The following is a 24,250-nucleotide window of genomic DNA, read 5'->3' as shown; positions in this document are numbered from 1 at the left end:
GATGGATGAATCAATTCATCCCAGGTAACTGGACCTTGGGTTTCACGTCGTTCTGCACAACGGATGCCAACGGCGCGACGACCCCCTGACTTTTGAGCAATTCGCCCATGGTTGCCTTGATCCGGTACTGGGTGAACAGCTGCACGTTCTTGATTTCCGCCAACCGCCGGGAGGCACTGAACAGCTCGTTCTCACTGTCGAGCAAGTCGAGCAGGGTCCGCTCGCCGAGGCTGAACTGCTTCTGATAGGCGTTGCGCACGCTGGCGCTGCGGTCCACGTATTGCTGGGCAATCGGCACCTGGGCATTGGCGTTGTTGAGGGCGTTCCAGGCCAGGCCCAGCTCTTCGGTCAACTGGCGCAAGGCGTTGTTACGGATGTCCAGGGCCTGGTTGGACAGGTACGACTTGGATTCCAGGTCGGCCTTGTTGCTGCCGCCGGCATACAGGTTGAAACGCATGCGCAGCATGGCCTGCCATTCATTGTTGTGACCATTCTGGCCATCCAGGTCGTTGTCGGCGGTGCGGCCCAGTTCGGCGTCAAACCGTGGGTAGAAGCTCGACTTGGCGGCTTCGTACTGTTTTTCGGTGGCGACGATGTCCGCTTCAGCCGAACGCAATACCGGGCTGTTTTCCAGCATCTGGGCACGAGCTTCCGTCAGATTCGCCGGCAGCAGCGCCATAAAGTCGGCGGGGCGCTCCAATTGGTCGGGCAACTGGCCCACGGCACTGAGGTAGTTGGTCTCGGCGTCGGCCAGGTTGGTCTGCTCGGTGATCAGGTTGTTGCGGGCCTGGGCCACGCGTGCTTCGGCCTGGTCGTGGTCGGCACGGTTGCCCACGCCGCGCTCGGTGCGCAGCTTGATCTGATCGAAAATGCGCTCGTGGCTCTTGAGGTTCTCTTCGGCCAGGCGCACGAACTCGCGCCGGGTCAGCACATCCAGATAAACCTGGGCCACGGTCAGGCCGGTGCGCTCGGAGGTATCGAGCAACGAATAGGCGCGGGCATTAACGGTGGCTTGTTGACGCCCCACTTCGCTGGACGTCGCAAAACCGTCAAAAACCATTTGGGTCACACGCAAGCTCGACTCGCTACGGTTCAGGGTTTCCCAATGATTGTTGTTGCCCGAGCGAGTGGTGACGCTGTCGGTGCCTTCGCGGCCGTACCCGGCTGCGAGATCGACCCGAGGCAGGTAACCGCCCTTCGCCGCCTTGAGCTGGTAGTCCGCCGCCAGTCGGCTGTTTACCCCGGCCTGGATTTCAGGGTGCACGTCCAGCGCCTGTTGCATCGCCTGCGGCAAGGTTTGTGCTTGTACGAAGCCGGCGGCGAGAGCGAAGGGTAAAGCCATGAACAAATGCGAACGCATGGTGTTTTTTCTTCCTGAAACGCTTTTTTGGATCACAGCGAAACGAGGCGCTGCATCGGATGATGGCAACCGGAATACCGTATGTCGGAAAGTTCGAAACAGGTACTGAATCTTGCACCGAAAGAACGGGCCGCCGCTTAAATATCAATGTGACATTACCTGGGCGATTGTTTAGGATGGCCGGCAGAAGGTCAATAGTTTGGCATAAACAAAAAAGATTGAATTTAAAGCCAAAATATTGACACAACAGAGCGTCAAATTAACCTTATCAAGTAAAGCCAAAACGTCCAGACCGCCGCTACCCATAGTTGCGGGCCCATGGAAGTTCACTGAACGTGGCACCCGGAGAGTCTTCAATGAGCAGCGTTATTGCCGTCGTCAAAAGCATTGTCGGTCAGGTTTTCGCCGTATCCCCGGAGGGTATCCGGCGCGTACTCATTGAAGGCGATCGTCTGTTTACGGGCGATCAGTTGGACACCGGCCCTGCCGGTGCCGTCACCCTGGACCTGGCCGATGGTCGCACCCTCGACCTGGGCCGAGACACCCAGTGGAGCGCCAATGCTCCGGACTCTTCCACCGACCTCGAGCAGGCCACTGCCCAGGCCGCGCCATCGGTAGAAGAACTGCAGCAAGCCATCGCCGCCGGTGTCGACCCGACCACCGCCCTGGAAGCCACCGCCGCCGGAGCTGGCGAAGCGAGTGTCGGTGGTGCCGCCGGGGGCGGCCATAGCGTAGTAGTGCTGGATGCGACGGCCGGCAGCGTCGACCCGACTGTCGGCTTCCCGACTGAAGGCCTGGGCGCGACCGCCGCCGCTGATAACAACATCACCGGCCTGGCTACCAATGCCAACGCCAATACCACTGCCAACACCCTTCTCAATTCAACGCTGACGCTGAGCGCCACCCCGACCCTGACCGAGGCCGGCGGTGTGCTGGTCTATACCGCGACCGTTACCCAGGCACCCCTGACCGACCTGACGGTGACGCTGTCCAATGGTTCGGTGATCGTGATTTCCGCCGGACAGACCACCGGCAGCGTCAACGTCCCACTGGCACCGAACGACACCGTTTACAACGACCCAAGCCAGATCAGCGTGACCGTGACCGGCACCACCGGTGGCAGCGGCATTGCCGTGACCCTGCCCACCACGCCAGCCGTGACCCAGATCACCGACACCATCGACACCACCAACGTCACCCTGAGCGCAGGCGAGACCGTGACCGAAGGGGGGCAGATCACCTACACCGCGACCCTGACCAACCCGGCGCAAACGCCAGTGACCGTGACCTTGAGCAATGGCTCGGTCATTACCATCGCTGCGGGCCAGACCACCGGCACCGTTGCCGTCGACACCCCGGCCAATGACGTCTACAACAATGGCAGCACGGTCAGCACCACCATTACCGGCGCGACCGGCGGCAACTTCGAAAGCCTGGTACCGAGCACCACGCCAGCCGTCACCACGATCACTGATTCGGTGGACAACACTGGCCTGACCCTGAGCGCCAGCGAGACCATCACCGAAGGCGGCCAGATCACCTACACCGCCACCCTGACCAACCCGGCCCAGACCCCGGTCACCGTAACGTTGAGCAACGGTTCGGTGATCAACATCGCCGCCGGCCAGACCACCGGTACCGTCAATGTCGAGACACCCGCCAACGACGTCTACAACAATGGCGGCACGGTCAGTACCACCATCACCGGCGCGACCGGTGGCAACTTTGAAAGCCTGGTGCCAGACACCACGCCTGCGGTTACCACGATCACCGACTCGGTGGACAACACTGGCCTGACCCTGAGTGCAAGCGAGACCATCACTGAAGGCGGGCAGATCACCTACACCGCCACCCTGACCAATCCGGCCCAGACCCCGGTCACCGTAACGTTGAGCAACGGTTCGGTGATCAACATCGCCGCCGGCCAGACCACCGGTACCGTCAATGTCGAGACGCCAGCCAACGACGTCTACAACAACGGCAGCACCGTCAGCACCACCATTACCGGCGCAACTGGCGGCAACTTCGAGAGCCTGGTGCCGAGCACCACGCCTGCGGTCACCACGATTACCGATTCGGTGGACACCACTGGCCTCACTCTGAGCGCCAGCGAGACCATCACCGAAGGCGGGCAGATCACCTACACCGCGACCCTGACCAACGCCGCTCAAACGCCAGTGACCGTGACGCTGAGTAATGGCTCCGTCATCACCATCGCTGCGGGCGACACCACCGGCACTGTTGCGGTGAATACACCGGCAAACGATGTCTACAACAACGGCAGCACCGTCAGTACCACTATCACTGGCGCGACCGGCGGCAATTTCGAAAGCCTGGTGCCAAGCACCACACCAGCCGTCACCACGATTACCGATTCGGTGGACACCACTGGCCTCACTCTGAGCGCCAGCGAGACCATCACCGAAGGTGGTTCGATCGTTTACACCGCGACGCTGACCAACGCCGCTCAAACACCAGTCACCGTCACCCTGAGCAATGGCTCGGTGATCAACATCGCTGCGGGCGACACCACCGGCACTGTTGCGGTGAATACACTCGCTAACGACGTCTACAACAACGGCAGCACCGTCAGTACCACTATCACTGGCGCGACCGGTGGTAATTTCGAAAGCCTGGTACCAAGCACCACACCAGCCGTCACCACGATCACTGATTCGGTGGACAACACTGGCCTGACCCTGAGCGCCAGCGAAACCATCACTGAAGGCGGCCAGATCACCTACACCGCGACCTTGACCAACGTCGCGCAGACCCCGGTAACCGTGACCCTGAGCAATGGCTCCGCCATCACCATCGCTGCCGGCGACACTACCGGCACTGTTGCGGTGAATACACCGGTTAACGATGTCTATAACAACGGCAGCACGGTCAGTACCACCATCACCGGCGCGACCGGCGGCAATTTCGAAAGCCTGGTGCCAAGCACCACACCAGCCGTCACCACGATCACTGATTCGGTGGACGACACTGGTCTCACCTTGAGCGCCAGCGAGACCATCACCGAAGGCGGTCAGATCACCTACACCGCGACCCTGACCAACGCCGCGCAGACGCCAGTGACCGTCACCCTGAGCAACGGCTCGGCGATCACCATCGCCGCCGGCGACACCACTGGCACCATTGCGGTCAATACGCCTGCGAATGACGTCTACAACAATGGCAGCACCGTCAGCACCACTATCACTGGCGCGACCGGTGGTAATTTCGAAAGCCTGGTGCCGAGCACCACGCCTGCGGTCACCACGATCACCGATTCGGTGGACACCACTGGCCTCACCTTGAGCGCCAGCGAGACCATCACCGAAGGTGGTTCGATCGTTTATACCGCGACGCTGACCAACGCCGCTCAAACACCAGTCACCGTCACCCTGAGCAATGGCTCGGTCATCAACATCGCTGCTGGCGACACCACCGGCACCGTCAACGTCCAGACCCCGGCAAACGACGTCTATAACAACGGCAGCACCGCCAGCACCACCATCACTGGCGCGACCGGCGGCAATTTCGAAAGCCTGGTACCGAGCACCACGCCAGCCGTCACCACGATCACTGATTCGGTGGACACCACTGGCCTGACCCTGAGCGCCAGCGAAACCATCACCGAAGGTGGTTCGATCGTTTACACCGCAACGCTGACCAATGCCGCTCAAACACCAGTCACCGTCACGCTGAGCAATGGCTCCGCCATCACCATCGCTGCCGGCGACACCACCGGCACTGTTGCGGTGAATACACCGGTTAACGATGTCTACAACAACGGCAGCACCGTCAGTACCACCATCACCGGCGCGACCGGCGGCAATTTCGAAAGCCTGGTGCCAAGCACCACGCCAGCCGTTACCACGATCACTGATTCGGTGGACGACACTGGTCTCACCTTGAGCGCCAGCGAGACCATCACCGAAGGCGGTCAGATCACCTACACCGCGACCCTGACCAACGCCGCGCAGACGCCCGTGACCGTCACCCTGAGCAACGGCTCGGCGATCACCATCGCCGCCGGCGACACCACTGGCACCATTGCGGTCAATACGCCTGCGAATGACGTCTACAACAATGGCAGCACCGTCAGCACCACCATCACCGGCGCAACTGGCGGCAATTTCGAGAACCTGGTGCCGGACACCACGCCTGCGATCACCACGATCACCGATTCGGTGGACACCACTGGCCTCACCTTGAGCGCCAGCGAGACCATCACCGAAGGTGGTTCGATCGTTTATACCGCGACGCTGACCAACGCCGCTCAAACACCAGTCACCGTCACCCTGAGCAATGGCTCGGTCATCAACATCGCTGCTGGCGACACCACCGGCACCGTCAACGTCCAGACCCCGGCAAACGACGTCTATAACAACGGCAGCACCGCCAGCACCACCATCACTGGCGCGACCGGCGGCAATTTCGAAAGCCTGGTACCGAGCACCACACCAGCCGTTACCACCATTACCGACTCGGTGGACGACACTGGACTGACTTTGAGCGCCAGCGAAACCATCACTGAAGGCGGTCAGATCACCTACACCGCGACCCTGACCAACGCCGCTCAAACCCCAGTAACCGTGACCCTGAGCAACGGCTCGGTGATCACCATCGCTGCCGGCGACACCACCGGCACTGTTGCGGTGAATACACTCGCCAACGACGTCTACAACAACGGCAGCACCGTCAGTACCACTATCACTGGCGCGACCGGCGGCAATTTCGAAAGCCTGATACCAAGCACCACACCAGCCGTCACCACGATCACTGATTCGGTGGACACCACTGGCCTCACCTTGAGCGCCAGCGAAACCATCACTGAAGGCGGTCAGATCACCTACACCGCGACCTTGACCAACGCCGCTCAGACCCCGGTAACCGTGACGCTGAGTAATGGCTCCGTCATCACCATCGCTGCTGGCGACACCACCGGCACTGTTGCGGTGAATACACTCGCCAACGATGTCTACAACAACGGCAGCACGGTCAGTACCACCATTACCGGCGCGACCGGCGGCAATTTCGAAAGCCTGGTGCCAAGCACCACACCAGCCGTCACCACAATCACTGATTCGGTAGACAGCACTGGCCTGACCCTGAGCGCCAACGAGACCATCACCGAAGGTGGTTCGATCGTTTACACCGCCACGTTGACCAACCCGGCCCAGACCCCGGTCACCGTAACGTTGAGCAACGGCTCGGTGATCACCATCGCCGCTGGCGACACCACGGGCACCATTGCCGTCGAGACATCGCCCAACGACGTCTACAACAATGGCAGCACGGTCAGCACCACCATTACCGGCGCCACCGGTGGCAACTTCGAAAACCTGGTGCCGGACACCACACCAGCCGTCACCACAATCACTGATTCGGTAGACAGCACTGGCCTGACCCTGAGCGCCAGCGAAACCATCACCGAAGGCGGCCAGATCACCTACACCGCCACTCTGAGCAACGCAGCGCAGACGCCGGTGACCGTCACCCTGAGCAACGGCTCGGCGATCACCATCGCCGCCGGCGAAACCATTGGCACCGTCAACGTCCAGACCCCGGCAAACGACGTCTACAACAACGGCAGCACCGTCAGCACCACCATCACTGGTGCGACCGGCGGCAACTTCGAGAACCTGGTGCCGAGCACCACGCCAGCCGTTACCACCATTACCGACTCGGTGGACGACACTGGCCTCACCTTGAGCGCCAGCGAAACCATCACCGAAGGCGGCCAGATCACCTACACCGCCACTCTGAGCAACGCAGCGCAGACGCCGGTGACCGTCACCCTGAGCAACGGCTCGGCGATCACCATCGCCGCCGGCGAAACCACTGGCACGGTCAACGTCCAGACCCCGGCAAACGACGTCTACAACAACGGCAGCACCGTCAGCGCCACCATCACTGGTGCCACCGGCGGCAACTTCGAGCACCTGGTGCCAAGCACCACGCCTGCAGTGACTGCCGTCACCGACACGGTCGACACCACCACCGTCAGCATCAGTGGCAGCACGTCGGTCACCGAAGGCCAGGCCGCGACCTACACCGTCAGCCTGACCAACCCGGCGCAGACCGAGGTGACCCTCAAGCTCGTCTACAGCGGCACCGCTGCCGACGGCTCGGACTTCACTGGCGTCTACACCGTCAAGATCCCGGCCAACGCCAGCAGCGCGACCTTCAACGTGGCGACGCTGGACGACAAGATCACCGAAGGCACTGAAAACTTCGTGGTCAAGATCGATTCGGCGACCGGTGGCAACTTCGAGCACCTGGCGATCAGCAACACCAATGGCAGCGTCAGCACCTCGATCATCGACAACGATGCGCCACCGGTACTCGACCTGGACGCCAACAACTCCAGCGGCAAGACCGGAGCCGATTACCAGGTCTCCTTCACCGAAGGCACCGCCGGACCGGGCGTGTCGATTGGCGATACCGACCTGAAGATCACCGACCCGGACAGCACCCTGCTGACCGGCGCCACCGTCGTGCTGACCAACCGTCAGCCGGGCGATGCGCTGAACCTGGGCAACAGCGTCAACGGCATCAGCATCAACGCCAACAGCACCAACGGCACCGTCACGCTGACGATGTCGGGCAATGCGACGCTGGCCGACTACATGCAGCAGATCAAGAACATCACCTTCATCAACAACAGCGACGACCCGAGCAGTGTGCCGCGCATCATCACCGTGACGGTGACCGATGGCAGCAACTATTCCAACACCGCCACCACCACCGTGAACGTGGTCGGGGTCAACGATGCACCGGTTGCCACGGGTGGCACAGTGACCGGTACCGAAGACACTGCGCTGGTCCTCGGCTGGTCGACCTTTGGCGTCAGCGATGTGGACAGCGCCGCCGCCAGCCAGGGCGTGAAGATCACCGGCCTGCCAGGCGACGGCAAATTGCAGTATCTGGACGGCACGACCTGGAAGGACGTGACCAGCAACCAGACCTTCACCAAGGCTGACATCGACGGCGGCAAGTTGCGCTTCACACCGGACGCCAACGAATCCGGCGCCAACGGCAACCCGACCGGCGTGGGCGACCAGAAGTCCGATTACGCACAGATCCAGTTCCAGCCCACCGACGGCCAGGCACTGGGCAACACCAGCACCGTGAAGATCGACATCACTCCGGTGGCGGATGCGCCGAGCTTGAGCGTGGGCGATAACAACGTGACCTCCACCGGCCTGATCAAAGAAGTCTGGACCGGCCTGTCGGGCCTGGGCACCGACGGCAGCGGCGCGCCGTCCGGCACGCTCAAGTCGGTGATCGATGCTGCCGGCACACCGAACAGCACCAGCACCGTGACCAACGTACAGTCCGACAGCAACGTGAATCCCGGCACGGCGTCGAAAACATCGGGCCTGATCTTCCTTGAAGCGGGCAAGACCTACACCTTCAGCGGCACCGGCGACGACAGCCTGCTGGTCACCGTCGGCGGCAAGAACGTGGCAGCCATCACCTGGGGCGCGGGCGGCCAGCTGAACGGCTCGTTCACGCCGACCAGCAGCGGCTACTACACCCTGGACATCTACCACCACAACCAGACCGGCCCGGGCAGCTATGACGTCAACCTGTCGGTCAATGGCGGCACACCAGTGGACCTGAGCGGCGCGGGCGTGCCGCTGTACACCAGCGTGACCGATCTGGCGAATGCCGGCGTGACCGTCTCCGACCTGCATGGCACCAATGGCGAAGGCTACTACGACGGCTACAAGCTCAACGAAGGCGCCGAAGGCACCAGCGTGCATCTGTCGAAGATCACCACGGCACTGACCGACACCGACGGCTCCGAGAAACTGAGCGTGAAGATCGGTGGCATGCCAGAGGGCAGCGTGCTGACCGACGGCGCGGGCCACACAGCGACCGTGGGCAGCAACGGCGAAGCATCGGTCAGCGGCTGGAACCTGGGCAGCCTGACCCTGACGCCGCCAGCCTACTACAACGGTCACCTGGACCTGACCGTGACCTCCACATCCACGGAAAACCTCGGCGGGTCGGCGGTGACTACCGCACACATCCCGGTCACCGTGTACCCCGCGGTCTACAACGCCGTGACCGCCACCTCGGGCAATGACAACGTCACCGGCACCGATGGCAACGACATCGTGGTTGCCGACATCGGCGGGCTGACCGTCGTGCCGGGCGTCAACTACAACATCGCGTTCATGGTCGACAGCTCCGGCAGCATGAGTTCGGCGTCCATCGCAGCGGCCAAGGAATCGCTGGCCCAGGTGTTCAATACCCTCAAGCAGAGCCTGGGCAGCAACTCCGGGACCGTGAACATCTTCCTGGCGGACTTCGACAACCAGGTGAACAACAACGTTGCGGTGAACCTCAATGATCCGAACGCGTTGACACTGCTCCAGAACGTTCTCAATTCGATGGTCTCCGGCGGCGGTACCAACTACGAAGACGTGTTCAAGACCACGGCGAACTTCTTCAACAGCACCCAAGCCCTGAACAATACCGACGCGAAGAACCTGACGTACTTCATCACCGACGGTCAACCGACGCTCTACCAGTCCGGCGAGCAGACAAACCCGACGCTGTACGACAACGTCAAACTCGATGACGTCTTGAGCGCGGCCAACTACACCGTCGGCCAGTACTACACCCAGACGATCGACAGCAAGCACAAATTCACCATCTACGAAGACGGTGACATGTACTTGTCGACCAAAAACGGCAAGCATTGGGATGGCGGTTATGTCGGCACGGTGCATGCCGAGGGCAACGGGACCTTCGAATTCTCCTACGTGGACGGTACCGGCTACGCCGACTCCTGGGCAGCGACGGGTTCGAGCGCCAGCTTCACCCTGCTCAAAGGCCTGAGCAACGTCGAAGCCATCGGCCTAAACAACGGTGTGACCCTGAACGACCTCAAGCCGTACGATTCGGATGGCGTGCCGCAGACCAACATCGACCCGAGCAACCTGGCCAACTCGATCATCGGCCACACCGAGGCAACCTTGCCGGGCGCCGATACGGTCAACGGTGGCGAAGGCAACGACATCCTCTTCGGCGACCTGGTGAGTTTCAACGGCGTCACCGGCGAGGGTTACCAGGCCCTCCAGGCGTTCGTGGCCCAACAGAGCGGCGTTGAGGTCAGCAAGGTCACCACCAGCAACGTGCACCAGTACATCACCGAGCATTACACCGCGTTCGACGTGTCCGGTGCCCACGATGGCAACGACACGCTGTTGGGTGGCGGCGGCAACGACATTCTCTTCGGCCAGGGCGGCAACGACTCGCTCAACGGCGGCAAGGGCAATGACATCCTGCTCGGCGGCACTGGCAGCGACACGCTGATCGGCGGTCAGGGTCACGACACGCTGATCGGTGGCCTGGGCGGCGATACCTTTGTCTGGAAGGCCGGCGACACCGGCAACGATGTGATCAAGGACTTCAAGGCTGCCGATGGCGACCGGATCGACCTGCGGGATCTGCTGCAAGGCGAATCCGGCAGCACCATCGACCACTTCCTGCAGATCAGCACGGTCGATGGCGTGTCGTCGTTGCAGGTCAGCACCACCGGCCAATTCAACGGGGCCAACGGTGCATCGGCCGCACCGGACGTGACGATCAAACTGGAAGGCAACAACTGGTCGAACGTCAACCTCAACACGTTGATCGCCGGCAGTGACCCGACCATCAAGGTCGATCACAACAACAGCTGAACCTGACACACCCGTGGCGAGGACGCTTGCTTCCTCGCCACGGGTTAAGTGTTCATACTCGCGTTCAGTTGGCCTATGCTGCTCGGCATGACGCCGCTTAATCCATGAGGGATGCCCGATGTTTTATGTGCAACGCGATGCACAAGGCCTGCTGGTGCGCGTAGAAGCCATCGCCTATGCCGAAGCCACCGAAACCCTGCCGGCCGACAGCCACGAGATCCAGGACTGGTTCGCCAACCAAGCCGTGGAAAACAGCCTCAAACAACTCAAGCAAAGCGACCTGGAGATGATCCGGGTACTCGACGACCTGATCCAGGTGCTGACCAGCAAAGGCGTCATCCGCGTCACCGACCTGCCCCCGGCCGCCCAGGCCAAGCTGATGGACCGCAACCAGGCCCGGGAAGCCCTGGGCGGGCTGAGCCGGTTGATCGATGATGATGAGAAGGGATTGATCTAGGCGCCTGGACTGACGCCATCGCGAGCAGGCTCGCTCCCACAGTGGATCGGGGTAAGGCCGGAGAGACAGGTTGGCTGTAAGGCCGCCTTCGCGAGCAAGCCCGCTCCCACAAGGGGATCGAAGTCAGCCGCAAGAACAGACCGGCCATAAGGCCGCCTCGCTTTTGCTTTTGCTTTTGCTTTTGCTTTTGCTTTTGATCTGAAGGCCCCATTAACCACGCTGGCCGAACGCAGGCATTGCGTAGTGGGCAACCCGGCATGGATGCCGGGTTAGCCGCGCTGGGCCATGGATGGCCCTTCGCGGCGGGCCCACGGAGCAATGCCGGAGTGAGGGAACACCTCGCCTTGGCGAGGTGCCGAGTGGTGGGGCAAAGACCTTTAGTTACTTTGGGCTGGGCCGGCATTCCGGCGTTTGCCAAAGTAACCCGCCGTAAGGGCGGAACCGCCAGCAGCCGCTACCGCAGCAACGGATATGCACTCAAATCCCAAAAACCTCACCCCCAACGCCGCGGCCCCCCCACCAACTGCCCCTGCACCCCAAACACCCCCATCTCCCGAATCACCGCCAGCTCCCCCTCCGTCTCCACCCGCTCGGCAATCAACGGCAAATCAATACTGTGGGCAGCACGCTGGATAGCCTCGATAAACAGACGCTTATCACTCTCCTGATCAATAGCCCGGATGTAACTGCCATCGATTTTCAAATAGGCCAACCCCAACCGCGACAAATTGCCGATCATGCTGAAACGCCCGCCAAAACGCTGCAGGCTCAAGGAAAAACCGAGCTCACGCAGACGCCGGGTCAGTTGCTCCAGCACCGCTTGCTCAGGCAATTGTTCCTCACCGATTTCCAGGGTCAGGCGCGACCCGAGGTTGGAATGGGCCCGCAGAATCTCAAAGATTTTGTTCAGCGTCTGCGGGTCGGCCAGGGTGGCGGAAGACAGGTTCAGCGCCAGGGCCTGATCGTGCCCGGCCATTTGCCGGAGCACCTGCTCAAGCATCAGGCGGTCCAGACGCGCCGTCCAGCCGAAGCGCTCCAGCCACGGCAGGAAACGCCCGGCGGGAATGGTTTGGCCCTGATCGTCGAGCAACCGGGAAAGGACTTTGTAATGCAGCACCAACTGAGTGTCCTGAGCGGCCACCACCGGCTGGAAATAGAGCTCGAACCTCTGATCCTCCAACGCCCGGTCGAGCAGCGTATGCCAGGCATGATGATCGTCGCCGACACTGGCCGACGCGCTGTGCTCCAGACAGGCCCAGCCCGGCTCGCCCTGGCTTTCGGCCTGGGACAGGGCCTGGTCGCCAAGCTGCAGCACCGCTTGCGGCGAGTCGCCATGGACGAAGGGCGCCAGCCCGATAGCGGCCACCGACGCCACGTCGGTCGCACCGGTGGCATGCAGACTCGCCAGTGCCGCTTCGAGACTCTGCGCCAGTTGCAGCGCTTCCTCGCGCACCAGCCCCGGCGCCAGCACCGCGAATTCCCCGCCACGGATACGCGTCACCAGATTCTGGGTTTCCGGGTATCGGGCGCATTCGCGCAACAACTGCTCGCCCACGGCCTTGAGCAATTGGTCGGTGCGCTGCCCACCCAAGCGCTGGTTCAAGCCAGCCAGGTCCCTGACCCGCAGCAGTAACAGATAACCGGAACTGGCTTGCTCCGGATTGCTCACCCGATCATTGAGCTGCATTTCGAAATAACGTCGGTTCGCCAGGCCCGTGAGGTTGTCCTGGTAGGACTCGACCCGCAGCTTTTCGCTGCGCTCGGCCTGCTCCTGGAACAATGCCTTGAGCTTCTCGACCATCTGGTTCATCGCCTGCACCACGCGGCGCAGTTCAGGAGTACGCGGCAGCTCCGGCAGGCTCAGGAATTCGCGCCGGGCGATGGCATGGGACTGGTGCACCATATAATCCAACGGCTTGAGCTGGCGACGCAGCAGCAAGGCCCCCAGCACCGCGCTCACGGCACCGCACAGCAGCAACCAGCCCAGGCTGCCCAGTGCGCTCTGCCACAGCTTGGCAAGCGCGAACATCGGATGGCTGACCACTTCGACCCGTGCCGCCTGTTCCCAGCCACGGCTGACGATCGCATCGCCACCGGCCGGCTCCAGGCCGATGAGCTTGACGAACCACTGCGGCACGCTGCCGGCGTCCGGCGTACCGGTGCGCTCGACCAGGGTCTTGTCGGTGGCCACGTCGACCACGCGGATGCTGGCGTAGTAGCCGCTGTCGAAGATGGAACTGACCATCAGCTCCACCATCGCCGGATCGTCGATGTTCGGCGTCAGGGACAACGCCAGCGCCGTGGCCGCGTCCTGGGCGTGGGAGCGCAGCTGATTGACGTACTGGGCCCGCGAGCTCTCCAGGCTGACCATGAAGCTGCCGCTGAAGGCAACCACCAGGAACAGACAGATAGCGATCAACAGTTGTTTGAACAAAGACATCTGAGCGCGTGCTCCTAGTTAGTCGTCTCGACCGGAAAACCTTCGGCCTGCATTTTCTTCAACACATCCTGCCACCGGGACAGGCGCTTGGTGTCGCTGACTTTCTTGTTGCCCTTGGCGCCCGGCAACCACAACCCTTCGGCATTGAAAGAGTAGACCGGCAACAGGTCGGTTCGCTGGCTCGCCGGCTGGATAGCGTCGATCAGGCTGTCGAGCACCAGCGGCATGGCTTCGGGCGTGGCGTAATAGGTGAGCACCATGTGCGCCCGGTTCTGCCGCAACGCCTTGACGTAGGTGATGCGCAACTTGTCGCTGGATACCCCGAGATGCCGCAGGCTGAAATACTTGGCGATGGCGTAGTCCTCGCAATCGCCGGCACCCTTCCATAAAGCCTGGATCGGCGTTTCCCAGTAATCGACCTCATGCCACAGGTCGATGTCTTCCACGTAGCGCACCTGTTTGTTGAAGAACAGGTTCACCACCTTGAGCTGCTCCAGCTCAGGCGTCTGCTTCTCGGTCGCCAGCAGGTGCTGCCAGGCATCGATCCGTTGCTGGCCTTCGCCCAACGCCCCATACAGGGCCTGCGCCCGTCGGCTGATCTGCGCAAAGTCCCAATCGGCGTGCAGGCCGCCCAGCATGAGACCGGCCAGCAAGAATGCCGAACACAGCCAGCGCAGGGACCTGAAGGCAGGGGAAGGTGCAGCCAAGGGAATGCGTCCAAAAAGACCGTTGAGGGTTCGTGGGATGGTGAAGCCTGGCCCGGCAAAAGACAATGGCAGGATGCAATCACTCCAGGCACGCTAAACTTTAGTTCATGAAGGCCGGCCGTGAGACTTTGACGGGCTGGTAATCTGTCACTAATGTTGGCATGGATCCAATTCGTCATTCAGGGTGTGTGGTCGTGACTAAGAAGCCCAAGCCGTTAAGCACTATCCAGGTCAATGGGCCCATCCCCGCTGCCCAGGCCCGTTCGATCATCGAGGGCTCCCTGCGCGAGGCTATCCTCGACGGACGCCTGCCCTGCGGCACGGCTCTGCGCCAGCAGGAACTGGCCGACCTGTTCGGCGTGAGTCGCATGCCGGTACGCGAGGCGTTGCGCCAGCTCGAAGCGCAATCGCTGCTCAATGTGGTTCAACACAAAGGCGCCGTGGTCGCCCCGCTGATCACCAACAACGCCATCGAAACCTACGCGTTGCGCGCGGTGCTGGAAGCGTTCGCCTTGCGCCTGTCGATACCTTTGCTCGATGCCGATGACCTGGCGCTGGCCGCCCATTACATCGAACAGTTGGAAGCACAGACCGATCATGCCGAGATCGGCAAGCTCAATCGGCTGTTCCACATGTCGCTCTATCACAAGGCTCCGAACAGCAAATTGTTGGACCTGATCGAACGTGAGCTCAATGAAGAGGAGCGTTTCCTGCGCTTTCACCTGTCATCCATGGGGCTGGGCATACTGACCCAGGACGATCACCGCGCATTGCTCGAGGCCGTGAGCGCCAAGGACACCGATACCGCAGTGACCCTGCTGGAGCGTCATCTGGAAAAAGCCTGCGTCACTATTCGACGTTACCTGGAACAATTATCCGACTGATCGTTCGCCGGCGACCTGGCCGGCGTATCACTTTCTTACATATCCTTCCTACCCGTCTTCCCGCCCATCTGACGCGGCTTGGCCGTGTCTGCGATCCGCCACCCCATCAGTTCAATGGCACTGCCGTCGATTTGGGCTCACTCTTGCGTTTGTCGATTCAAAAAAAGACCTGAAGAAGTCAGCGCCTGGCTACATACCCGGCGGATCGAAGCCACCACGCAAGGAGCGTCGCCCACCGGCGGGAGAATCGAATGTCCGACCGACGTCCCGCCCATAAAACACAAACTTCATTATTCCCTGTTCCCTGAAGTGCTCCGGGTGAGGCATTCACTCGAACTATCCATTCTGATCGTTATAAATCGGAAGGAGCAACTTCGCCCAAATAAAACTTATTGAACAAGTTTTATAAACCCTCTTCATGCCCAATAAACCCGCAACTTAAAATAATTAAAAAACCGCTTGCCGCTGACTTGTTTCATGTATTAGTTTTTTCTACGTCGAGTCGTTATCGACGCCTTAAATTCTCGCTAACCACTTAAAACTCAAGGCCTTCAGGTCTACCAGCCGAAACAGCAGTACACACTTGCATAACTTGGGTAATTCATGGATTCCGGTTCAGGCACCCGCTCGCCCTATTAAATACAACGAGCACCTTACCGGACAAACATCATTGATGAGGACGTTCAAATGCTGCCAACCAAAGAACAACTTTTTCTGAAAAAGCGCGAACTTGGCCAACACCCCGTTTTTTCCGAAATAACATCAATCGACCTGTTACGCCGTTTTATGGAAAGCCACGTTTTTGCCGTGTGGGACTTCATGTCGCTGACCAAGCGGCTGCAACGGGAACTGACCTGTACTCATTTGCCCTGGCTGCCACCGGCGGACCCGCATGCGGCACGCCTGATCAATGAAATAGTATTGGGAGAAGAATCCGACGATCGCCCCGGCGCAGGGTATTGCAGCCATTTCGAACTGTACCTGGACGCCATGCGGGAAGTCGGCGCGGATACCCGGGCGATCGAGCAATTCATCACCCTGCAACAGGAAGGCGTCAGCCCCGAAACCGCCCTGGATAGCGTCGAGGTTGAACCCGCGGCGGCCCGCTTCGTTCGCCAGACCCTGAACACCGCCCTGCACGCCCCGGCCCACAGCGTGGCCGCCGCGTTCGTGCACGGTCGCGAGAGCGTCATCCCGCAGATGTTCCAACGCATGCTGGATGCCTGGGGCATCGGCCTGGATCAGGCGCCGACGTTCCGGTACTACCTGCAACGGCACATCGAAGTCGACTCCGAAGACCACGGCCCCGCTGCGGAGAAACTGTTGGCGCGCTTGATCGACGGCGACCCGCAGCGCGAAACCGAGGTGCTGTCCGCCGCGCTCGCCGCCGTCCACAGTCGAGCGGCGCTGTGGGATGGCCTGCGCCAGAGCATGACCCAGCCGGTCGCGCAGGTGACGCCATGAATGCCATCCAATACCAGTCTTTCGCCGATGCCTGGGAAAGCCGCGCCACGATCCGTACCCGGCCACGGCGTCGGGTCGAAAATGACGACAAGCTGATCTTTCCCATGAGCCGTCAGCCCCTGGTGCACAGCCAGACCTTTCTCAGCCATTGCCCGCAATTGCGCGATTACGCGCTGGTGCAGAGCCTCTACAAGTTCATCAACGATGTGGTGATCTTCGAGACCGAACTGGTGGACCACACCGCCCGGCGCATCGCCAAGAATCGCTTCGGTATCGAATTCCCGTTCGCCTGCCGCTACGACGCGATGACGGTGGTGGTGGACGAGGATTATCACGCGCTGGTGGCGATGGACTTCATGCAGCAGACCATCGACATGACCGGCATCGAGCCGATTCCGTTGCCGCCCCAGATCGAACTCAGCCGCGCGGTACCGGCGACACTGGCCCAGGCCCCGGAACACCTGCAAAGCGCCGTGGAGCTGATCTGTATCGCGATCGCCGAAAACACAGTGACCAACGAAGTCGCGGCGTTTGCCCGGGACGACTCGGTCAAGGCGTCGATCAAGGGCCTGATGGCCGATCATCTGATGGATGAGGGACGGCACTCGGGTTTCTGGACGCGGCTGGTGCAGATGTACTGGCGCGCAGCCCCCGAAGAAGACCACGAAGCGATTGCCCGGCTGATGCCCGGTTTCATCGTCCAGTACCTGGCCAGCGATCTGCAGCAGGCCTTCGATTTCGAGCTGATCGCTCACCTGCCCGTCGACGAATCGGTACGCCAGTCGCTGCGCGAAGAGGCCAGCGCGCTGGCCTACCCCATCAATCGCTTCCATCCATTGGTGGGCAACATCACGCGCTTTTTCCGCAGCAGTTCGATGCTCGCTTCCCCCTGCGTGCGCAATGCCCTGGCCGATTACCTGACCCCATGAGGAACTGCTGATGAGACGCCTCGAAATTGCAGTGCCTGGCACCAGCCAGGCCATGGCCGAACTGGCCCAGGAACTTGAACTGCACGGCCATGGTGTCGTGACGACTCAAGCGCCGGCGCTGGATCTGTTGATCGACGACGGTACGGCGCCATGCGCCATTGAAGCGCGCTCACGCCTCGAGGTGCGTGTGGCGTTGCGGACGGTGCCCGGCGAAGCCTTGCCGCAACCGATCATCGTGTTTCGCGACGGTGCGCAGCGGTTGCTATGCCAGGAGGTGATCACCCCGCAAAGCGGCAGCGGTCAGTCCTTGCGGTTGCAGGCCCTGGCGGTGGTGGTTGAGGTCGGTGCGCGGCTGGTCAGCCAATTATCCCGAGATGACACCGGCCTCGATCATTGGCCGACGGTGCAGGCCGACGCGACCGAGCTGCCTTCACACGGGCTCGATGCGCTGGAAGCGCTGGCCTTCGAGCATGGCCTCAACCGACCGTCGGAGCCCTGGCTGCTGACCGCCGCCGACGTGCCGGTGATGCACGGCATCGAACAGCGCATGCTCGACGATGCGGTGCAACCGGCGCTGTGGGTCGAAGGCCAGCTCACCGACTACAAAGCCTTGCGCACCCAGGCGCTTAGGTTGCAGCAGGCAATGCTGGAACAGCTAGGGCACGCAGAGTGGATGGAAGCAAAGCCTGCGGGAGCGAGGCTTGCCTGCGATACAGACACAGCGGTACCCAACCAAACCGAGTCATCGTTCATCGCGGGCAAGCCTTGCTCCCACAAGCCTTGCACTCACAAGCCTAGCTCTCAAACGGTAATTGCGGTGTGTCTGCCTAAATCCGCACCGTTATATGCAGCGATCCTGGCGGTGCTGGGCTGCGGCGCCGTGTACCTGCCCCTGGACCCGCAACACCCCGTGCAGCGTCGACGCTTCATCCTGGAGAACGCCAAGGCCGACCTGTTGCTGCACGACGGCGACAGCGACCTGGGCGATTTGTCCGTGCCCACGCTGAACGTGCATCGGCTGCCAGCGCTCAAGCCGGGCATCCCCGGCTCGCTGATCCGCCGCTCGGTGGCCATCGACGAACCGGCCGTGGCGATCTACACCTCCGGCACCACCGGACAACCCAAAGGTGTGCTGCTCAGCCATCGCAACCTCAGCCATTTCTGTGCCTGGTACAGCGACTACGTCGGGTTGCAGCACGACAGTCGGGCGTTGCAGTTCTCCACCATCAACTTCGATGCGTCGCTGTTGGATATCCTCCCGACGTTCCTCCAGGGTGCATTGCTGGTAGTGCCCAGCGAAGACCAGCGCCGCGACCCGCAGCAACTGGTGGCGCTGATTCACGCGCAGCGTGTCAGCCACGCCTTTCTACCGCCTGCGCTACTGAGTGTGCTGCCGCTGGAGGCACCGCTGGGCCTGGCGCACCTGATCACCGGAGGGGATGTCTGCGAGCCGTTCGTGATCGAGCAACTCGCGCCCCAATGCCGCTTCCACAATATCTATGGCCCGACTGAAACCACCGTGCTTGCCACTACGCGGCAGTTTGCCGTGGGTGATAACAACCGCAACCTCGGCGTGCCCATTGCCAACGCTCGGGTGCTGATCCTCGATGAACAGCTGCAACCGGTGCCCCAAGGTGTACCCGGCGAGCTCTACATCGCCGGTCCGGGCGTCGGACTGGGGTATCTGCACGACCCGACACTGACGGCCACGCGGTATCTCGACCTGACGCTACCCGGCGGGCAGCGCCTGAGGGTCTATCGCACCGGCGACATCGGCCAGTGGAGCGACAACGGCATCGAACTGTGCGGCCGGCGCGACAATCAGGTGAAGGTCCGGGGCTTTCGGGTCGAACCCGAGGAAATCGAACATTGCCTGCGGGAGAGCCAGTTGTTCCGCCAGGTGGCCGTGGGTGTGGACGAGCGTCGACGGATCCTGGCGTTCCTGGTCCATCCCCGGGAAGACCGGCCCGGCGCCGCGCTCCAGGCACTGCGCGAGCAGGTGCAGGACACGTTGCCCAGCTACATGCACCCGGGCGCCTACATCGAACTGCCCAGCCTGCCCTACACCAGCAACGGCAAGGTCGATCGCCGAGCCCTGCTCGCCCTGTCGGTGCAGGTCCAGGTCGGAAGCCAACGACGCCAGCCGCAGAATCCGCTGGAAACCCAATTGCAGCAATTGTGGGCCGAGCTGCTGGAGCTGCCGGCCGAAGACATTGCCACCGATGAGAGTTTCTTCAATCTGGGCGGGCATTCGATCCTGCTGTCGCAACTGCTGCTGAGCATTCGCCAGACCTTCGGTCGCAGCCTGTCGATCAATCGCTTCATCGAGGCGCCGACACTGATGACCCTGGCGAAGCTGCTCGACAGCCCTGAACACAGCGACACATCGGTGCTCAGCCCCCAGGCCTTTATCGATGCCGAAGCCGAACTCAACATCGAGCCACTGCCCATCAACCAATGCGGTGACGTGCATAAAGTGGTGGTGACTGGCGCCAACAGCTTTCTCGGGGTGCACATTGTCGAGGCGCTGCTGGCCTGGGGTGCTACCGAAGTCGCCTGCCTGGTGCGCGCGTCCGCCGGACAAAGCGCGGCGGAACGCTTTTCCCAGGCCCTGCAGGACAATCGCCTGACGCATCTGGACCTGAGTCGGGTCAGCGTTTATGCCGCCGACATCACCCAGCCGCAGCTGGGTTTGCCGGACGACGTCTATGCCCGTATCGACCGGACCTTTGGCGCCCTGGTGCACAACGCCGCCCACGTCAATCATGTGCTCGACTACGAGTCCCTGGCGCGGGACAACGTCGAGCCGATCTTCGAATGCCTGCGCCTGTGCGAAGGCCGCAGCAAGAAGATCTTCAATTTCGTCTCCACGCTTTCGGCCTCCAGTGCCCTGGGCGCCGACGGCCAGGTACTGGAACAACCCGCCGCACCGACGCCACCGATCTACATCAAGAACGGCTACAACCTGTCCAAATGGGTCGGCGAACGGATCCTGCAACGGGCGCGGGATCGCGGGGTGTGGGTCAACCTGTTCCGCCCGGGCAACATCAGCTTCAACAGCCTGACCGGGGTCTGCCAGCCCCACAAGAATCGCCTGATGCTGATGCTCAAGGGCTCGATCCAGCTGGGCCAGGTGCCGGATCTGTCACTCAACTTCGACCTGATGCCGGTGGATTTCCTGGCCCGTTTCATCGCCTTCCACGCCAGCCGCTACCAGCCGACGCAAGCGGTGTTCAACCTGCACAACCCCGAGCCTTTGAGCTGGGACGCCTACGTGGCGTCGTTCCGCGACAGCGGCCGGGAGTTTTCCCTGGTGAGCGTCGCGGACTGGCAACGGCAACTGGGCCGGGTCGATGCCGACAACGCGCTGTTCGGCGTGCTGGGGTTCTACCTCAACGGCTTCGAGGAAGACATCGGCGACATCTCGATGATCCGCCATGACAACGCCCGGACCGGGGTGCGGCAGATGGGTGCCCGCTACCCGGAAAAATCCCCGGCCCTGCTACGACGTGGTGCCGACTACCTCAAAGCCATCGACTTCATCTGAAGCCATCCAACCCAAAGCAAGGAGCAAGACCATGAACACATTTCAACCCGACACCCTGATCAGGAATCCTCAAGCCTGCCACGTCGAAACCTGCGTGGAGGTCGCGGCCGACGCGGCGCGGGTCTGGGAACTGGTGGGCGATTTTGGCGGTTTCAACCGTTTCATTCCGGCGCTTGCACGTATCGAAATGACCGGCGAGGGCGTGAGATCCCTGCGCAAGAAGTTCTTTGTCGACGGGCAGAACCTGGTGGTGGAGCAGCTCAACAGCCGTGACGACCAGGCCATGCACATGACCTGGACACTGATCTACAACACCCTGGGCATCGACAACCTGTGGGCCGCGATGCGCGTCGAGCCCTTGGCGGATAACCGCTGCCGCGCCACCTGGACCATCATCGCCGACCACACCGACGCTCATTCGCCGTCGGGGTTCAGGGATTTCCTGCAAGGCTTTGCCGATGAGGCCATGGGGAATGTGCAGGCGATGTTCGCCTAGGTAGTCCCCCTGTGGGAGCGAGCCCGCTCGCGATAGCGCCGGGTCAGTTGGCGATGAGGTTGGCTGTGCCGCCGTCATCGCGAGCAGGCTCGCTCCCACATGGGTTCCTGTGGGAGCCCACAGTACTGGATCAGATCTTGAAGCTGTCCACCAGTTGCTTCAGCCGATTGGCTTGTTGGGACAAGGCATCGCAGTCCTTCAGGGTTTCGTTGAGGTTGGCCACGCTTTGCTGGTTCAGCAGGTTGATGTGGCTGACATCCATATTGAGGGTTTCCACCACAGCGCTCTGTTCTTCGGTCGCGGCGGCCACCGACTGGTTCATGCCATCGATTTCGCCGATACGCTGCGTCACGCTGACCAGCCGCAGGCCGGCCTGGTTGGCAACTTCCACGCTTTCTTCGCTGGACATCTGGCTGGCGTTCATCGTCGTCACCGCTTCACGGGAGCCGACCTGAAGCGAGGTGATCATCTTGTGGATTTCTTCCGCCGACTCCTGAGTGCGGTGCGCCAGGTTGCGCACTTCATCGGCCACCACCGCAAAGCCACGTCCGGCTTCACCGGCACGGGCCGCTTCGATGGCGGCGTTCAAGGCCAGCAGGTTGGTCTGCTGGGAAATGCCCTTGATCACGTCCAGGATGTGCCCGATGTTGTCGGTGCTGGCGTTCAGGGTTTCGATCTGGGTGCACGAAAGGCTGATTTTCTGCGACAGCTCGGTCATGGCCTGGATGGTTTTTTCCACCACCTGACGACCGTCGTCGGCCTGTTCGCTGGCACCGCTGGCCTGTTGCGATGCGTCGGCGGCATTGCGGGCGATTTCCTGGGTCGCGGCGCCCAACTGGTTGATGGCCGCCGCCACGCTGTTGGTGCGGGCGCTCTGCTCATCCGAACCGACGAGCGAGGCGTTTGACGACGTCATCACGCGCTGCGACAGGTCATGCACCTGGCGGGTGGCGGAAGACACTTCGGAGATCGAGGCATGGATCCGCTCCACGAACTGGTTGAACGAGCCGCCCAATACCGCGAACTCATCCTTGCCTTGCACAGCCAGACGCCGGGTCAGGTCGCCTTCGCCCTGGGCAATGTCCTGCATGGCACGGCCCATGGTGGTCAGCGGACGCATCAACACCTGAATCAACAGGCTCAGCAGCAACGCAATGGCCGCGACTGCGACAAACATCGCAATCAGCGCCGAAGTACGGAACTGGCTCAGCGGCGCATACGCCTTGGCCTTGTCGATCGACAGGCCGATGTACCACTCGGCGCCCGGCAGGCCGGTCACCGGGGTGAACGAAAGAATACGCTCCTGCCCGTTCAGCTCGACGTCCTGGATACCTTTGCCGATGCGCACAGGCGTGCCGGGATAGATGTCCTTGAGGTTCTTCATCACCTGGTCCTTGTCCGGGCTGACGATCACCTGACCGTCGCCGCTGACCAGGAAAGCATGGCCGATGCCACCGAAGTCCACCGAGTTGATGATTTTCACCAGGGTATCCAGGCTCAGGTCGCCGCCCACCACACCCAGCAATTCACCGTTTTTCTTCACCGGCAGGGCAATGGTCACCACCAGCCCACCGACGGCGGCCGAATAGGGCGGGGTCAGCATGGTCTTGTCGGCGGCCACTGCCTGCTTGTACCAGGGCCGCTGGCGCGGGTCGTAGCCGTCGGGCATTTTTGCGTCAGGGCGCTGGGTAAATACCCCGCTGGCCTGGCCCACATAGGTGAACTGGAAATTCGATGTCAGCGCCGGCTGGTCGACCAGCCCCGCCAGATCGGCGGCGGCCCCCTGGTGCGCGATGTTCTGCGCCAGGTTTTCCAGCACCAGCACGCGCCCGCTCATCCAGTTCTGGACGCTGCTGGCCGTCAGGTCACCGGATTGCTCGATGGAGGACTCAAGGCTGCGGCCGATGGTGTTGCGCTGCAGATAGTCGTTGTAGAGGGTGAACAGGGCAAACGCCAGAACCACCACACCAGAGGCGGCCAGAAGGATTTTATGGCTGAACTTCAAATTCATCGATGAGGCTTCTTATGCAGGGAGTGGGGGTGCATTCCGATTGCAACGTTCACGTAACAGCGCGAGCAGGACTTGTGGTCTGCTCCACTTTGGTGCAGGCATATCAGTCTGTCGGCAAGCCCCGAGAAAAAATTAGGATTTTTTGGAATGGGCCGACGAGAGGATGGGAGTAGTCGCTAATGCACCCGCCTGCTACGGCCGCAGCATGGTTAACGGGCGCGACCTCGGGAGCGGTGGGAAGTTGTTCCGGCGAGCCGGCGTGGCGA

General features: G+C 61.7%; 11 protein-coding genes. 7 read left to right on the top strand and 4 right to left on the bottom strand.

The genetic code is table 11. The features are described from left to right. Positions 1 to 10 precede the first annotated feature (10 nt). Positions 11 to 1,360: a TolC family outer membrane protein gene (locus LOY35_RS00980; RefSeq protein ID WP_258629744.1), complete on the bottom strand. Its 1,350-nt coding sequence runs from the start codon at positions 1,358 to 1,360 to the stop codon at positions 11 to 13. Between the two features lie 356 nt (positions 1,361 to 1,716). Between LOY35_RS00980 and LOY35_RS00975 the strand changes: the two genes are divergently transcribed. Further along, complete coding sequence (locus LOY35_RS00975) at positions 1,717 to 11,049, top strand: retention module-containing protein (RefSeq protein ID WP_309475895.1); 9,333 nt, start codon at positions 1,717 to 1,719, stop codon at positions 11,047 to 11,049. A gap of 118 nt (positions 11,050 to 11,167) precedes the next feature. Next, positions 11,168 to 11,506, top strand: a complete 339-nt coding sequence (locus tag LOY35_RS00970; protein WP_024780723.1) for a hypothetical protein — start codon at positions 11,168 to 11,170, stop codon at positions 11,504 to 11,506. A gap of 493 nt (positions 11,507 to 11,999) precedes the next feature. On the opposite strand, the gene lapD is transcribed toward LOY35_RS00970, so the two are convergent. Together lapD and lapG are read right to left on the bottom strand one after the other, a co-directional pair. After that, positions 12,000 to 13,946, bottom strand: coding sequence for a cyclic di-GMP receptor LapD (lapD, locus tag LOY35_RS00965; protein ID WP_258629741.1), 1,947 nt, complete (start codon positions 13,944 to 13,946; stop codon positions 12,000 to 12,002). A 14-nt stretch (positions 13,947 to 13,960) separates the two neighbouring features. Beyond that, positions 13,961 to 14,653, bottom strand: coding sequence for a cysteine protease LapG (gene lapG / locus LOY35_RS00960; protein ID WP_408981177.1), 693 nt, complete (start codon positions 14,651 to 14,653; stop codon positions 13,961 to 13,963). Positions 14,654 to 14,847: 194 nt separating this feature from the next. On the opposite strand from lapG, the gene LOY35_RS00955 reads away from it, so the two are divergent. The 5 genes from LOY35_RS00955 to LOY35_RS00935 all read left to right on the top strand — a co-directional run bounded on the left by LOY35_RS00955 (position 14,848) and on the right by LOY35_RS00935 (position 21,973). Then, positions 14,848 to 15,537: a GntR family transcriptional regulator gene (locus LOY35_RS00955; RefSeq protein ID WP_258629739.1), complete on the top strand. Its 690-nt coding sequence runs from the start codon at positions 14,848 to 14,850 to the stop codon at positions 15,535 to 15,537. A 687-nt stretch (positions 15,538 to 16,224) separates the two neighbouring features. After that, a complete protein-coding gene (locus tag LOY35_RS00950; RefSeq protein WP_258629737.1) occupies positions 16,225 to 17,001 on the top strand; it encodes a DUF3050 domain-containing protein in 777 nt (258 codons plus the stop codon). Continuing rightward, complete coding sequence (locus tag LOY35_RS00945; protein WP_258629734.1) at positions 16,998 to 17,930, top strand: diiron oxygenase; 933 nt, start codon at positions 16,998 to 17,000, stop codon at positions 17,928 to 17,930. The genes LOY35_RS00950 and LOY35_RS00945 overlap by 4 nt, the downstream gene beginning before the upstream one ends. Before the next feature lie 10 nt (positions 17,931 to 17,940). After that, positions 17,941 to 21,477: an amino acid adenylation domain-containing protein gene (locus LOY35_RS00940; protein WP_258629732.1), complete on the top strand. Its 3,537-nt coding sequence runs from the start codon at positions 17,941 to 17,943 to the stop codon at positions 21,475 to 21,477. A 31-nt stretch (positions 21,478 to 21,508) separates the two neighbouring features. Further along, positions 21,509 to 21,973, top strand: a complete 465-nt coding sequence (locus tag LOY35_RS00935; protein WP_258629730.1) for an SRPBCC family protein — start codon at positions 21,509 to 21,511, stop codon at positions 21,971 to 21,973. 130 nt (positions 21,974 to 22,103) lie between these two features. Here the strand turns inward: LOY35_RS00935 and LOY35_RS00930 are convergent, their stop codons facing one another. Continuing rightward, a complete protein-coding gene (locus LOY35_RS00930) occupies positions 22,104 to 23,984 on the bottom strand; it encodes a methyl-accepting chemotaxis protein (RefSeq protein WP_258629729.1) in 1,881 nt (626 codons plus the stop codon). Positions 23,985 to 24,250: the final 266 nt, after the last annotated feature.

Origin of the sequence: Pseudomonas sp. B21-028 (assembly GCF_024749045.1) — a bacterium.
Lineage (GTDB): Bacteria > Pseudomonadota > Gammaproteobacteria > Pseudomonadales > Pseudomonadaceae > Aquipseudomonas.
The sequence above is the reverse complement of the archived record's forward strand: the minus strand, read 5'-3'. Positions and strand labels throughout refer to the sequence as shown.

Bases quoted from the DNA above. Each gene is read 5' to 3' on its own strand.
- LOY35_RS00980 (WP_258629744.1), bottom strand. From the start codon at position 1,360: ATGCGTTCGCATTTGTTCATGGCTTTACCCTTCGCTCTCGCCGCCGGC.
- LOY35_RS00975 (WP_309475895.1), top strand. From the start codon at position 1,717: ATGAGCAGCGTTATTGCCGTCGTCAAAAGCATTGTCGGTCAGGTTTTC.
- LOY35_RS00970 (WP_024780723.1), top strand. From the start codon at position 11,168: ATGTTTTATGTGCAACGCGATGCACAAGGCCTGCTGGTGCGCGTAGAA.
- lapD (WP_258629741.1), bottom strand. From the start codon at position 13,946: ATGTCTTTGTTCAAACAACTGTTGATCGCTATCTGTCTGTTCCTGGTG.
- LOY35_RS00950 (WP_258629737.1), top strand. From the start codon at position 16,225: ATGCTGCCAACCAAAGAACAACTTTTTCTGAAAAAGCGCGAACTTGGC.
- LOY35_RS00945 (WP_258629734.1), top strand. From the start codon at position 16,998: ATGAATGCCATCCAATACCAGTCTTTCGCCGATGCCTGGGAAAGCCGC.
- LOY35_RS00940 (WP_258629732.1), top strand. From the start codon at position 17,941: ATGAGACGCCTCGAAATTGCAGTGCCTGGCACCAGCCAGGCCATGGCC.
- LOY35_RS00935 (WP_258629730.1), top strand. From the start codon at position 21,509: ATGAACACATTTCAACCCGACACCCTGATCAGGAATCCTCAAGCCTGC.
- LOY35_RS00930 (WP_258629729.1), bottom strand. From the start codon at position 23,984: ATGAATTTGAAGTTCAGCCATAAAATCCTTCTGGCCGCCTCTGGTGTG.